This window comes from Amycolatopsis sp. lyj-112, from assembly GCF_046549055.1.
Taxonomy (GTDB): Bacteria; Actinomycetota; Actinomycetes; order Mycobacteriales; family Pseudonocardiaceae; genus Amycolatopsis.
This window is the reverse complement of record NZ_JAJPWS010000019.1, coordinates 1-12,869: the sequence shown is the minus strand read 5'-3', so window position 1 is coordinate 12,869 and position 12,869 is coordinate 1. Positions and strand designations below refer to the sequence as shown.

Genomic DNA, 12,869 nt, shown 5'->3' with positions numbered 1-12,869 from the left:
CGTGTCATGAAAGGGTCTTTCAAGACGAAATTCGTCCCGAAAGACCCTTTCATGACACTTGGCGCGGGGCAGACCGCCCGGTACCGCCCCGCTGGTCTTCAGCCGAGCCGTTTGAGCCGCGCGAGCGTCTCCGGCTTCAGCAGCTTCGCCAGTTCCTCCGCGGGCAGAAGCCCCTTTTCGACGACGAGTTCCGCCACTCCACGCCCGGTTTCGAGCGCTTCCTTCGCGATCTCGGTCGCCGCCGCGTACCCGATCGCCGGGTTCAGCGCGGTCACCAGGCCGATGGAGTTCTCCACGTAGCCCCGCATCACGTCGGCGTTCGCGGTGATCCCGGAAACGCACCGCTCGGCCAGCACCACACAGGCCGACCGCAGATGCGTGATGCTCTCCGAAAGCGAATGCAGGATCAGCGGCTCGAACGCGTTGAGCTGCAACTGCCCGGCTTCGGCCGCCATCGTCACCGCGACGTCGTTGCCGATGACCTCGAACGCGACCTGGTTGACCACCTCGGGGATCACCGGGTTGATCTTGCCCGGCATGATCGACGAACCGGCCTGGACCGGCGGCAGGTTGATCTCGTTGAGCCCCGCCCGCGGGCCGGAAGAGAGCAGCCGGAGGTCGTTGCAGCTCTTCGAGAGTTTCACCGCGATCCGTTTGAGCACACCGGAAAGGTGCACGAACGCGCCGCAGTCCTGGGTCGCCTCCACGAGGTCGACGGCGGTCTCGACGGGCAGGCCGGTGATCTCGCGCAGATGCGCGCAGGCGGCTTCGGCGTAACCGGGCGCGGCGTTGAGGCCGGTGCCGATCGCGGTCGCGCCGAGGTTGATCTCGTGCAGCAGCGCCACCGCCTCGGTGAGCCGCAGCCGGTCTTCGCCCAGCATGATCGCGTAGGTGCCGAACTCCTGCCCCAGCGTCATCGGCACGGCGTCCTGCAACTGGGTCCGGCCCATCTTCAGCAGGTCGTGGAACTCGACGGCCTTGGCGGCGAACGCCTGCTCCAGCAAGACCATCGCCTCGGCCAGTTCGTGGACGGCGATGATCGTCGCGACGTTGACCGCGGTCGGGTAGGCGTCGTTGGTCGACTGCCCGAGGTTCACGTGCTCGTTCGGGTGCACGTGGGCGTAGTCGCCCTTCTCGTGCCCGAGCAGTTCGAGCGCGCGGTTCGCGATCACCTCGTTGGCGTTCATGTTCGTCGACGTGCCGGCGCCGCCCTGGATGACATCGACGACGAACTGGTCGTGCAGCGCGCCTTCCCGGATCTCCGCACAGGCCCGGCAGATCGCGTCGGCGATCTCCGGAGTCAGCAGGCCGAGGTCGGCGTTGGCGCGAGCGGCGGCCTCCTTGACCGAGGCGAGCGCCTCGATCAGGTGCGGATACGCGGAGATCGTGGTGCCGGTGATGGGGAAGTTCTCCCGGGCGCGCGCGGTGTGCACACCCCAGTAGGCGTCGGCCGGAACTTCCTTGTCTCCCAGCAGATCGTGCTCCGTGCGGTACATCACAGGCTCCTCACGCGGCTGACTGGAGTTCGGCGAGCGCACCCGTCACCCGGAGCCCGGGGGCCCCGGTGAACGGCTTCAAGACGTCCGGATCGACGCCGCACAGCGCGAGCGCGGCGGCGAGCACCGGCTGCCGTGCGCGGTCGCCGCCGTCGGCGATCTTGATCGCGACCGCCGTGCCGTCCGGCAGCGCGGCGACCTGGACGGCTTCGAAACCGTCCTTGGCGATCAGGCCCGGAACCGCGCGCATCAACGCGGTGACGTCACGGCGCGTGCCGCCGACCAGTTCCGGATGCTTCCGGATCCCTTCGGCCACCAGGCCTTCCGGGGTTTCAGGTGCCGCGGCGGCGATCTTCCCCACCGACCGGGCGAGCCCGCGCAGCGAGACCGCGAACAGGGGAGCGCCGCAGCCGTCGACGGCGACCTTCGGGATCCGTTGCCCGGTCAGGTCTTCGACGCAGTCCGCGATCGCGCGCTGCAGAGGATGACCCGGATCGAGATAGTCCTTTGTGGACCAATCGTGGAGACGGCAGGTCGCCAGCATGGCGGCGTGCTTACCGGAGCAGTTGTGCGCCAAGCGGGTCGCGGACCGGCCGGACGAAATCCAGGCGTCGCGCTCGACCGGGTCGAACGGCAGGTCCTCCGGCGTCCGCAGATCTTCCGCGGTGAGCCCGGCTCCGTCCAACGTCCTGAGCACCTCCGCGAGGTGGATGTCCTCGCCCGAGTGACTCGCCGCGCCGACCGCGAAACCGGCCGGGCCGAGCCCGACGCCGAGTCGCGCCATCGCGGTGGCCTGCAAGGGTTTCGCCGACGAACGCGGGTAGAACGCCGCCTCGATGTCGCCGGCGGAGAACAGCACGCGGCCGTCCGGCGCGAGCACCACGGCCGAACCGTGGTGCACCCCCTCGACCATTCCGTCGCGGAGGAGGTGCACCAGCGGCTCGTGAGCCGGTACGCGGATCTCGGGAATCACAGCTTCGTCTTTTCGAAGACGTCCATGTTGATCCGCTTCCGCACGCTGAACCAGCCGATCACCAGCGCCAGACCGATCACCGGAAGGCAGTACAGCGTGATCCGGCCGGTCTCCTCGAAGGCCATCAGCACGACGACGGTGGCGAGGAAGATCAGCGTCGCGATCTCGGTGTAGGGCGAGAACGGCAGACGGTACGACGGGCGCTCCACCTCGCCGCGCTTGGCCTTGCGCACGAACAACAGGTGACAGATCACGATGATCGCCCAAGTCGCGAGGATGCCGATGGCCGCGAAGTTCAGCACGATCTCGAAGGCCTCGCTCGGCACAAGGTAGTTCAGCCCGACGCCCAGCACACAGACCGCCGAGGTGAGCAGGATCCCGCCGTAGGGCACGTGGTTCTTGTTCATCACGCCGGTGAACTTCGGCGCGGACCCGGCCAGCGACATCGACCGCAGGATGCGTCCGGTGGAGTAGAGGCCCGAGTTCAGGCTGGACAGCGCCGCCGTCAGCACCACCAGGTTCATCACGTTGCCCGCCTGCGGCACCCCGATGTTCGAGAGCACGGTGACGAACGGGCTCTCCTTCTTGGAGTAGGAGTCCCACGGCATCAGCATGGCCAGCAGGACCACCGAGCCGACGTAGAAGATCCCGATCCGCCACATGATGGAGTTGATCGCCTTGGGCATGATCTTCCGCGGGTCCTTCGTCTCGCCCGCCGCGACACCGACGAGTTCGACGGAGGCGTAGGCGAACACGACACCCTGGACGATCAGCACCATCGGCAGCAGACCGGCCGGGAAGATCCCGCCGTGGTCGGAGATCAGCGAGAAGCCCGGGGTGTGCCCCGCGATCGGCTGCTGGGTGACCAGCAGGAAGATGCCGATCGCCATGAAGGTCACCAGCGCGGCCACCTTGATGATGGCGAACCAGAACTCCATCTCGCCGAACAGCTTGACCGAAACCATGTTCAGCGTCAGCACCACCGCGAGCGCGATGAGTGCCAGCACCCACTGCGGGATCGGCGTGAAGAAGGACCAGAAGTGGGCGTACAGCGCGATCGCGGTGATATCCGCGATCCCGGTCGTCGACCAGTTCAGGAAGTGCATCCAGCCCGCGACGAAGGCGCCCTTCTCACCCATGAACTCACGGGCGTAGGAAACGAACGCGCCGGAGGAGGGGCGGTAGAGAATGAGTTCGCCGAGCGCGCGCACCACGAAGAACGCGAAGAGGCCGCAGACGGCGTAGACGATGGCCAGTGCCGGGCCCGCCTGGGCGAGCCGTCCGCCCGCGCCGAGGAACAGGCCGGTGCCGATGGCGCCGCCGATCGCGATCATGTTGACGTGGCGGGGCTTCAGCGCCTTGTCGTAGCCGGCGTCACCGGCATCGGCAGGCGGCGCGGACTTGTCGTCCGTGCTGAGGGTCTGTTCGGTCACGGTGTCAGTCGTCCTTGTTCGGGTTCGTCGCGTGGCCTGGCCGCACGATGGTGGTGAGGGCGTTCTCGACGTGTTCGAGATGGGCGGTCATCGCCGCGATGGCGTCCGCCTCGGAACCGCCGGCGATGGCGGTGACGATCTCGCGGTGCTCGATATTCGAGCGCGTCCGCCGTCCGCCCAGCTGGTTGAGGAAGGACGACTGGCGTGCCAGCGCGTCCCGGATCTCCTCGATGACCTTGCCGAACACCGGGTTGCCCGAAGACTGGGCGATGGTGATGTGGAACAGCGAGTCCAGCGCCACCCACGCGGTGTTGTCGGTTTCGAGGTCCATCCGCTCGACGAGATGGCCGAGCAGGTCGAGGTCGTCGGTGCTGCGGCGCACCGCCGCGTAGCCGGCGACGGGGATCTCGACGTGGCGCCGCACCTCGAACAGGTCGCGGGCCGAATAGGTCCCGAAGGTGGGGTTCTCGACCGGCCCGGTGGCGGTCACGAAGGTTCCCTTGCCCGTTTTGGACACGGTGAGCCCGAGTGCCTGCAGTCCCCGCAGTGCCTCGCGGACGACCGAACGGCTGACCTCGAACTCCTTGCCGAGCGCGGACTCCGCCGGCAATTTCGTGCCGATGGGGTAGTCGCCGCGCTCGATGGCGCCGCGAAGGTGGGCCAGTACGGCTTCCATCGCGCTGATGCGCCGCGGACCACCGTGTCCGGCTGTCTGGCTGTCAGACAGGTTCATGGGACGAGATCGTGCGGTCGGTCACCGGCTTTGTCAAGCGATCAGCCGAGCGCTCCGATCCACCCTGCGAGGTCGGCGTCGATGAGGTAATCACCCGAGAAGTGGAAGCCGTGCTGGGCGCCTTCGTGGATACGGAGTTCCTCTGTGACACCAATTTCCCGCGCCGACGTGGCCAGTGTCACAACGTCGTCGCGCCGCCCTCACCCGCCGATTGGGGCAGGTCCGTGAAGGCCTCCTTGAGGGACTCAGAGTCCCTCAAGGAGGCCTTCACGGCGCTAGACGCAATGAAGGGGTCCTTCACGTACTTCTGAACGGCAAGGGTGGGTTGTTGGTCCTGATCACCACGGCGGCCCAAGGGTCATACCGGCGACCCACTCGCGCAGCCCACGTCAGACGCGCTTGAGCGCGATCACCGGGAACGGCCTGCTGGTCTTCGACTGGTGCTCCGCCAGCCGCGGGAACGCCTTCGCCTGCTTCGCGAACAGACGGTCCCGAGCCGCTCCGGTGATCTCCACCGCGTGGGCGGTGAAAGCCTCTCCGTCCGCTTCGACGTCGACAGACGACTCCGCGATCAGATTGCGGTACCAGTCCGGATGCCCCGGAGCGCCGCCGTTGGCGGCGAACACGACGTATCGGTCGTCGTCGGCCAGGAACAGCATCGGCGTCACGTGCCGTCGTCCGCTTCGGGCACCCGTGGTGGTGAGAAGCAGCGTCGGGAGGCCGTCGCCGCGGCGACCGTTCGCGCGGAACTCCGCGATCACGCCTTCGTTCATGGCCTGCAGGTCGATCATCAACACTCCGGACGGGCTCGGGTGATCTTGGCGGCTCCGCAGTCTGCACACCCGCGCCCTGGTCGGCAAGCATTTTTTGATCATGGCTGCTCACGACGCCGCCGAAAACGGAGCCGAGCGGCGGTAGCGGTCCCGCCTTCGGGTGATGGCCGCTACGGCGAGGCAGCTGGATTTGATCTTGCTCAGCTAGCAGACTCGTCCTCACTCAAGGACCGAATCCCCCCGCGAGTTGCCGATGATCTTGAGACGCTTAGAGTGGGTCGACCGGTCTCGTCTCGCAGCCAGGGACCCGTCTGTCTAGGGGAGGTTTTCGCTGGTGTCGAACGATTCCTTCGTCCACCTGCATGTGCACACCGAGTACTCGATGCTCGACGGTGCGGCGAAGATCGCCCCTTTGTTCAAGGAGGCGTCGCGGCTCGGCATGCCCGCGGTCGGGATGACCGACCACGGCAACATGTACGGCGCGGACGAGTTCTACCAGCAGGCCGTCAAGCACGAATTGAAGCCGATCATCGGCATCGAGGCCTACGTCGCGCCGGAGAGCCGCTTCCACAAGAAGCCGGTGTTCTGGGGCCAGGCCAACCAGCGAGGCTCCGACGAGTTCGGTGAAGGCGGCGACGTCTCCGGTAGTGGTGCCTACACCCACATGACGATGCTCGCCGCGAACGCGACCGGGCTGCGGAACCTGTTCAAGCTCTCCTCGCTCGCGAGTATGCAGGGTTATTACCGCAAGCCCCGGATGGACCGCGAGCTGATCTCGGAGAACCACGACGGCATCATCGCGACCACGGGCTGCCCGTCCGGCGAGGTGCAGACGCGGCTGCGGCTGGGTCAGCGCACCGAGGCGATCCAGGCTGCATCGGACTACAAGGACATCTTCGGCGGCGAGAACTTCTTCCTCGAGCTGATGGACCACGGCCTGCCGATCGAGCGGTCGGTCCGCGAGGGCCTGCTCGAGATCGGGAAGCTGCTCGACCTCCGGCCGCTGGCCACCAACGACTCGCACTACGTCACCAAGGACCAGGCCGACACGCACTCGGCGCTGCTCTGTGTGCAGGCCGGCAAGACGCTGAACGACCCGAACCGGTTCAAGTTCGACGGAGACGGCTACTACCTGAAGTCGGCCGCCGACATGCGGGAGTACTGGGACAAGGAGGTCCCCGGCGCCGCCGACTCGACGCTGCTGATCGCCGAGCGCGTCGAGTCCTACAAAGACGTCTACACGCACAAGGACCGGCTGCCGTTCTTCGGGGTCCCCGAGGGTTACGACCAGGGCACCTGGCTGCGGGAAGAGGTCGCGCGCGGCCTCAAGTGGCGGTACCCGGAAGGCGTGCCGGACGCGTACTACGACGAGCGCATCGAGATCGAGCTCGACGTCATCATCGGGAAGGGCTTCCCCGCCTACTTCCTCATCGTCGCCGACCTCATCAACTACGCCCGCAAGGTCGGCATCCGCGTCGGCCCCGGCCGTGGTTCGGCCGCCGGCTCGCTGGTCGCGTACGTCCTCGGTATCACCAACCTGGACCCGATCCCGCAGAAGCTGCTGTTCGAACGGTTCCTGAACCCCGAGCGCGTCTCGATGCCCGATATCGACATCGACTTCGACGACCGCCGGCGCGGCGAGATGATCCGCTACGCCACCGACAAGTACGGCGTCGACAAGGTCGCGCAGGTCATCACCTTCGGCACCATTAAGACCAAGGCGGCGATCAAGGACTCCGCCCGCGTCCACTTCGGCCAGCCCGGCTACGCGATCGCGGACCGGATCTCGAAGGCGCTGCCGCCGCCGATCATGGCGAAGGACATCCCGCTCTCCGGCATCGTCGACAACAAGCACGAGCGCTACGGCGAGGCCGCCGAAGTCCGCACGCTCGTCGAGACCGACGAAGAGTGCAAGACGATCTTCGACACCGCCCGCGGTCTCGAAGGCCTGATCCGCAACGCCGGCGTCCACGCCTGCGCGGTCATCATGTCGAGCGAACCGCTCACCAACGCGATCCCCCTGTGGCAGCGCGACGACGGCTCGATCATCACCGGCTGGGACTACCCGTCGTGTGAGAACATCGGCCTGCTCAAGATGGACTTCCTGGGCCTGCGGAACCTGACGGTCATCGGCGACGCGATCGACAACATCAAGACCAACCGCGGGGTCGACATCGACCTCGACACGCTCGGCGTCGAAGATCCGGAGACGTACAAGCTGCTCGCCAGGGGAGACACGCTCGGCGTGTTCCAGCTGGACGGCGGGCCGATGCGGGATCTGCTGCGCCGGATGCAGCCGACGGTGTTCGACGACATCGTGGCGGTGGGCGCGCTGTACCGCCCCGGCCCGATGGGCATGAACGCGCACAACGACTACGCCGACCGGAAGAACAATCGGCAGAAGGTCAAGCCGATCCACCCGCAGCTCGAGGAGCCCCTGAAGGAGATCCTGGCCGACACCTACGGCCTGATCGTCTATCAGGAGCAGATCATGCATATCGGCCAGAAGGTGGCCGGATACACGATGGGCCGCGCGGACGTGCTCCGCCGGGCCATGGGTAAGAAGAAGAAGGAAGTCCTCGATCTCGAGTACGAGGGCTTCGAGGCCGGGATGAAGGCCAGCCCGCTGACCGAAGGCGGGTTCTCGCCGGATGCGGTGAAGGCACTGTGGGACACGATCCTCCCGTTCGCCGGGTACGCGTTCAACAAGAGTCACGCGGCCGCGTACGGCCTGATCTCGTACTGGACCGCGTACCTCAAGGCTAACTTCACGCCGGAGTACATGGCCGCGCTGCTGACCTCGGTCGGTGACAACAAGGACAAGTCCGCGGTCTACCTGTCCGAGTGCCGCCGCCTCGGGATCAAGGTGCTCCCGCCGGACGTCAACGAGTCGGCGCTGAGGTTCGCGGCCGTCGGGGACGACATCCGCTTCGGCCTCGGCGCCGTGCGCAACGTCGGCGCGAACGTCGTCGAATCGGTCATCAAGACCCGCAACGAGAAGGGGAAGTACTCCACCTTCACGGAGTTCCTCGACAAGTCGGAACTGGTGGCCTGCAACAAGCGGGTCATCGAATCGCTGATCAAGGCCGGCGGGTTCGATTCGCTCGGCAACACCCGGCTCTCGATGATCCAGGTGCACGAGGACGCGGTCGAGGCCGTGGTCCCGCTCAAGCGCCAGGAGGCGATGGGCCAGTTCGACCTGTTCGGCTTCGGCGGGGACGACGACGCGGAAGACGCGGTGTCCTCTTCACCGCTCGCGCATCTGAAGTTCGGTGAAGAGGAGTACCCGCGCAAGCAACTCCTCGCCTACGAACGGGAGATGCTCGGCCTCTACGTCTCGGCGCACCCGCTGGACGGCGCCGAGCGCATCCTGCGCAAACACGCCCCGAGACCGATCGCCGCGATCATCGCCGACCCGCCGAAGGAAGGTGAGCTGATCATCTCCGGGCTGATCACTTCGCTGGAACGCCGGGTCAACAAAAAGGGCGAGCCCTGGGCGATCTGCACCATCGAGGACATGGACGCCGCGATCGAGGTCCTCTACTTCCCGAAGTCGTACGCGATGTTCTCCGCCGACCTCATCGAGGACAACGCGGTGCTGGTCAAGGGCCGGGTGAACTGGCGCGAGGACAAGATGTCCATCTTCGGCGGCGGGCTGGTGCCGCTCGACCTCTCCGAGGTCGGCAACGGCGACGACGACATGCCGCTCGTGCTGCTGGCCGCGCCCGAGAAGCTCGACCAGTCGGTGGTCAGCGAACTGAAGCAGACCTTGCTGGCGCACAAGGGCGAGACCCCGGTGCACCTCAAACTGGTCGGCAAGAATCAGACGGTCTTCGCGCTCTACGACTACCCGGTCAAGGTGACGTCGATGCTGATCGGTGAGCTCAAGGGCATCCCCGGGATCGCCGCCAGCACCTGATGAGCACCTACGAACCCGATCCACGGCGCTGGAAGGCGCTCGCCGTCTCCCTCGCCGCCGGGTTCATGGGCCTGCTCGACGTCAGCATCGTCAACACGGCGCTGCCCTCGATCCAGCAGGATCTCGGCGCGTCGAGCGGCGGGATCCAGTGGGTCGTCTCCGGGTACGCGCTGGCCTTCGGACTGGTGCTGGTGACCGGTGGCAGGCTCGGCGACGCCCTCGGCCGCCGCCGCATGTTCCTGTTCGCCCTCGCCGCTTTCGTGGCGACCAGCGCTTTCGCCGGCGCGGCACCGGACGAGACGACGCTGATCATCGCCCGGCTCCTGCAGGGTGTCGCTTCGGGGATGATGACGCCCCAGAACAGCGGGATGATCCAAGACCTCTTCCGCGGCGCGGAACGAGGCCGCGCGTTCGGCATGTTCGGCGCGACCGTCGGGATCTCGACCGCCGTCGGCCCGGTACTCGGCGGCGTGATCCTCGCCGTCTTCGGTGACCCGGACGGCTGGCGCTGGGTCTTCTACGTGAACGTGCCCATCGGGATACTCGCGTTCGCCCTGGCGCTGAGATGGCTCCCGAAGGCGCCGAGAGTCGCGAAGAGCCTGCGAGGCGAGATCGACTTCGTCGGCATCTTGCTGCTGGGCGTCGCCGTCCTCGGCGTTTTGCTCCCGCTCATCGAATCCGAGCAGGTCGGTCTCGGGAACCTGTGGTGGCTGTTCGTCGTCGCGGTGATCTTCGGTGTCGCCTTCGTCCGCTGGGAACGCTCGATGGTGCGGCGAGACCGTCCTCCGCTGCTGGACACCCGGCTGTTCACCGGAACCCCGGGGTACGCCACGGGTGCCGCGGTCGGGGCGCTGTACTTCTGCGGGTTCACCGGGATGTGGCTGGTCTTCGCGATCTTCTTCCAGGAGGGCCTGGGCTACACGCCCCTGCAGTCCGGCCTCGCCGTCACCCCGTTCGCGATCGGCTCGGCGGTGTCCGCGGCGATCGCGGGGCGGCTGGTACCGAAGTGGGGTCGCAAGCTCACCGTCGCCGGGCTGGTCATGGTGATCGCCGGGATGGCCACCGTCGCCTTCCTCGCCGGGTACGCGCCCGGAAGCGACGCCGGCTGGTACTTCGCGCTGCCGTTGCTCGTCGCCGGCGTCGGCGGCGGGATGGTCATCTCGCCCAACACCACGCTGACCCTGGAATGCGTGCCGACGTCGATGGCGGGCGTGGCCGGGGGCGCGCTGCAGACCGGGCAGCGGATCGGCACCGCGATCGGCACCGTCGTGCTGGCGTCGATCTTCCACGCCGTCCTGGGCGCGAACGGCGGCTACCAGTCGGCGCTGACCGCGGCGATGCTGTGCGCGGCCGGGCTGACCTGTTCGGCGCTTTTACTCGCGGTGATCGAACTTCGCACGCGCCGGAAGCGGCGATTGCTCACTGAGCGGGAGGAAGCCGCGCGAGTGGCCGCCGACAGTCAACGCGGCTGAGCGAGTGCCACTCACCGATGACTACGGTCGGCGAGACCGAATGCTCCATCCGAGTGACTCCAGTCGGAAGACACTGGCGCTACTCAGAGCAACCGGGTACACCTTACGGAGCCTTCACTGCTATGTCTTGGCTACCGACAGTGGTATTTCTGTCGATCGTTCGGGGATGGAGCGATCGGCTGAAGCGACCGTGGTGAGTCCGGAGTTCCAGGAATGGACACCTACGGTCACGAGCCGGTGGACGGCCGTCGGCGTCCGCGGGGGACCGTTCGGCGGCAGCCGGTTCGCGTCCACTGACAGCCGAGTCCGGTGAAGCACTCGCGCGGGTGGGTCCCGGGCAGGGGACGCCTGGGGAGGTGCACCCCATACCCGGGACCCACCCGCCGCATTCTCTCCACGTGTGCGAACCCGCTTCGGCTGCGAAGATCGCGTCAGTCCGAGTTTGCGAGGAGCACCGATGACGGAAAGTTCTGTGCGGCGGAGTCGCCTGCGGGTCTGGTACCGGCCGATGACGATGCGGGATTCCGGTGAGGGACACCGGGTCGCGACTCCGCTGGAGCTGTTGTTCGACCTCTGTTTCGTGGTCGCCGTCGCGCAGGCCGCGGCCGGCCTGCACCACGCGATCGCCGAGAACCACATCGGGCAGGGCGTGCTCAGTTTCGGGATGGTGTTCTTCGCGATCTGGTGGGGCTGGCTGAACTTCAGCTGGTTCGCGTCGTCGTTCGACACCGACGACGTCCCGTACCGGCTGGTCACGCTGGTGCAGATCGCCGGCGGGCTGACCGTGGCGGCCGGTGTCTCCTCCGCCTTCGAAGGCGACTTCGCGATCATGGTCGCCGGCTATGTCCTGATGCGGCTCGCGATGGTCGTGCAGTGGCTGCGTGCCGCGCGGACCGATCCGTCCTGCCGTCCCGCCGCACTGCGCTACGCCGTCGGCATCACGATCGTCCAGATCCTCTGGATCGTCCGCCTCGGCCTGCCGGAGTCCCTGGCCCTGCCGTCGTTCTTCCTGCTCCTGCTCGCCGAACTCGCGGTGCCGGTGATCGCCGAGCGGCGCCACTGGACGGGCTGGCACCCGCACCACATCGCCGAACGCTATGGCCTGTTCACGATCATCGTGCTGGGTGAATCCATCCTCGGCGCGACGACCGCGGTCAAGGAGGGGCTGGACAAGGGGGAGCACACCGGCAGCCTGATCTCCCTCGCCGCCGCGGGGCTCGTGCTGCTCTTCTCCCTGTGGTGGCTGTACTTCGACCAGCCCGGCCACGTCCGGCTCGAAAAGGCGAAGAGCCTGCTCACCGTCGCGAGCTGGGGTTACGGGCACTACCTGATCTTCGCTTCGGCGGCCGCGCTCGGCGCCGGTCTCGAAGTCGCGGTCGACTACGACACTCATACGGGGCACGTCGCACCGCTGCCCGCGGCCATGGCGACGACCGTGCCCGTCGCGATCTACCTGCTGAGCGTCTGGCTGATGCATATCGGGCCCACCAACGAATGCCGTCCGATCGCGATCGGGTTCCCGGTGACCGCGGTGCTCGTGCTCGGCGCTTCGTTCACGCCGGCACCTATTCACGTGACCGCTCTGCTCGCCGCCGCGCTCGTCGCGCTGACCGTCGTCGCTACGCACGGGGAGACGGCTCCGGGCGCGAACGTCGAGACGAGCTAGATCGACGCAGGTCAGAGCTTCGGCGCGAAAAAAGGGACCCCCCTGTAAAAGGCGGTTTCGAGCCGTGTAATGTTCTCTTTGTCGCCAGGGAAACCGAGCGGCCGCCGGGAACACGAACCAAGCTCCCACCGGATGGTGGTAGAGTGGGTGGTCCCGAATCGGAGAGGTAACCTTACCCCCGCTGAAACGTCAGTTTCGAGCAGGTGCTAGGGTTTGCTCCGAACAAAAGCCAAGAAATAACTGCTTCGGATAAGGCTGTTCTGCTTCAGGGCTGAGTGGCGCGATTCGGGGTGTGTTGCTTGAGAACTCAACAGTGTGCTAGTGAACTAAGCCAGTAGAGCTTATGTATTTGAACCTCGTTTGAGGTTCCTTTGAGTGCATTAAATTGCCTCGATCAAATTTGA

10 protein-coding genes are annotated in these 12,869 nt (G+C 66.6%); 5 read left to right on the top strand and 5 right to left on the bottom strand.

Annotation, left to right across the window (positions count from 1 at the left end; genetic code table 11):
* Positions 1-98: 98 nt before the first annotated feature.
* The 4 genes from aspA to ACLJRL_RS37235 are packed head-to-tail and all read right to left on the bottom strand — an operon-like array spanning position 99 to position 4,578.
* Positions 99-1,496: an aspartate ammonia-lyase gene (gene aspA / locus ACLJRL_RS37250; RefSeq protein WP_410661094.1), complete on the bottom strand. Its 1,398-nt coding sequence runs from the start codon at positions 1,494-1,496 to the stop codon at positions 99-101.
* A 10-nt stretch (positions 1,497-1,506) separates the two neighbouring features.
* Complete coding sequence (locus ACLJRL_RS37245; protein WP_410661093.1) at positions 1,507-2,469, bottom strand: asparaginase; 963 nt, start codon at positions 2,467-2,469, stop codon at positions 1,507-1,509.
* Positions 2,466-3,902, bottom strand: coding sequence for an amino acid permease (locus ACLJRL_RS37240; protein WP_410661092.1), 1,437 nt, complete (start codon positions 3,900-3,902; stop codon positions 2,466-2,468). Before ACLJRL_RS37240 ends, ACLJRL_RS37245 begins: the two co-directional genes overlap by 4 nt.
* Positions 3,903-3,906: 4 nt before the next feature.
* Entirely contained in the window at positions 3,907-4,578 is a 672-nt protein-coding gene (locus tag ACLJRL_RS37235; protein ID WP_410661217.1) for a FadR/GntR family transcriptional regulator, read from the bottom strand.
* 68 nt (positions 4,579-4,646) lie between these two features.
* Between ACLJRL_RS37235 and ACLJRL_RS37230 the strand changes: the two genes are divergently transcribed.
* Positions 4,647-4,946: a hypothetical protein gene (locus tag ACLJRL_RS37230; protein WP_410661091.1), complete on the top strand. Its 300-nt coding sequence runs from the start codon at positions 4,647-4,649 to the stop codon at positions 4,944-4,946.
* Positions 4,947-5,024: 78 nt separating this feature from the next.
* Here ACLJRL_RS37230 and ACLJRL_RS37225 read toward each other — a convergent pair whose 3' ends face one another.
* Entirely contained in the window at positions 5,025-5,426 is a 402-nt protein-coding gene (locus ACLJRL_RS37225) for a nitroreductase/quinone reductase family protein (RefSeq protein ID WP_410661090.1), read from the bottom strand.
* A 316-nt stretch (positions 5,427-5,742) separates the two neighbouring features.
* Here ACLJRL_RS37225 and dnaE point away from each other — a divergent pair, with 316 nt between their 5' ends.
* From dnaE to ACLJRL_RS37205, 4 genes are all read left to right on the top strand, one after another.
* Complete coding sequence (gene dnaE, locus ACLJRL_RS37220) at positions 5,743-9,327, top strand: DNA polymerase III subunit alpha (protein WP_410661089.1); 3,585 nt, start codon at positions 5,743-5,745, stop codon at positions 9,325-9,327.
* Positions 9,327-10,799 carry an MFS transporter gene (locus ACLJRL_RS37215; RefSeq protein WP_410661088.1) on the top strand — a complete coding sequence of 491 codons (1,473 nt, stop codon included), beginning with the start codon at positions 9,327-9,329 and terminating at the stop codon, positions 10,797-10,799. Before dnaE ends, ACLJRL_RS37215 begins: the two co-directional genes overlap by 1 nt.
* A 166-nt stretch (positions 10,800-10,965) precedes the next feature.
* Complete coding sequence (locus tag ACLJRL_RS37210; protein WP_410661087.1) at positions 10,966-11,112, top strand: hypothetical protein; 147 nt, start codon at positions 10,966-10,968, stop codon at positions 11,110-11,112.
* A 144-nt stretch (positions 11,113-11,256) separates the two neighbouring features.
* Positions 11,257-12,465: a low temperature requirement protein A gene (locus ACLJRL_RS37205; RefSeq protein ID WP_410661086.1), complete on the top strand. Its 1,209-nt coding sequence runs from the start codon at positions 11,257-11,259 to the stop codon at positions 12,463-12,465.
* The last annotated feature ends 404 nt before the right edge of the window (positions 12,466-12,869 follow it).

Coding starts and splice junctions, on each gene's coding strand:
- aspA (WP_410661094.1), bottom strand. CDS start 1,496: ATGTACCGCACGGAGCACGATCTGCTGGGAGACAAGGAAGTTCCGGCC.
- ACLJRL_RS37235 (WP_410661217.1), bottom strand. CDS start 4,578: ATGGAAGCCGTACTGGCCCACCTTCGCGGCGCCATCGAGCGCGGCGAC.
- ACLJRL_RS37225 (WP_410661090.1), bottom strand. CDS start 5,426: ATGATCGACCTGCAGGCCATGAACGAAGGCGTGATCGCGGAGTTCCGC.
- ACLJRL_RS37215 (WP_410661088.1), top strand. CDS start 9,327: ATGAGCACCTACGAACCCGATCCACGGCGCTGGAAGGCGCTCGCCGTC.
- ACLJRL_RS37210 (WP_410661087.1), top strand. CDS start 10,966: ATGGAGCGATCGGCTGAAGCGACCGTGGTGAGTCCGGAGTTCCAGGAA.
- ACLJRL_RS37205 (WP_410661086.1), top strand. CDS start 11,257: ATGACGGAAAGTTCTGTGCGGCGGAGTCGCCTGCGGGTCTGGTACCGG.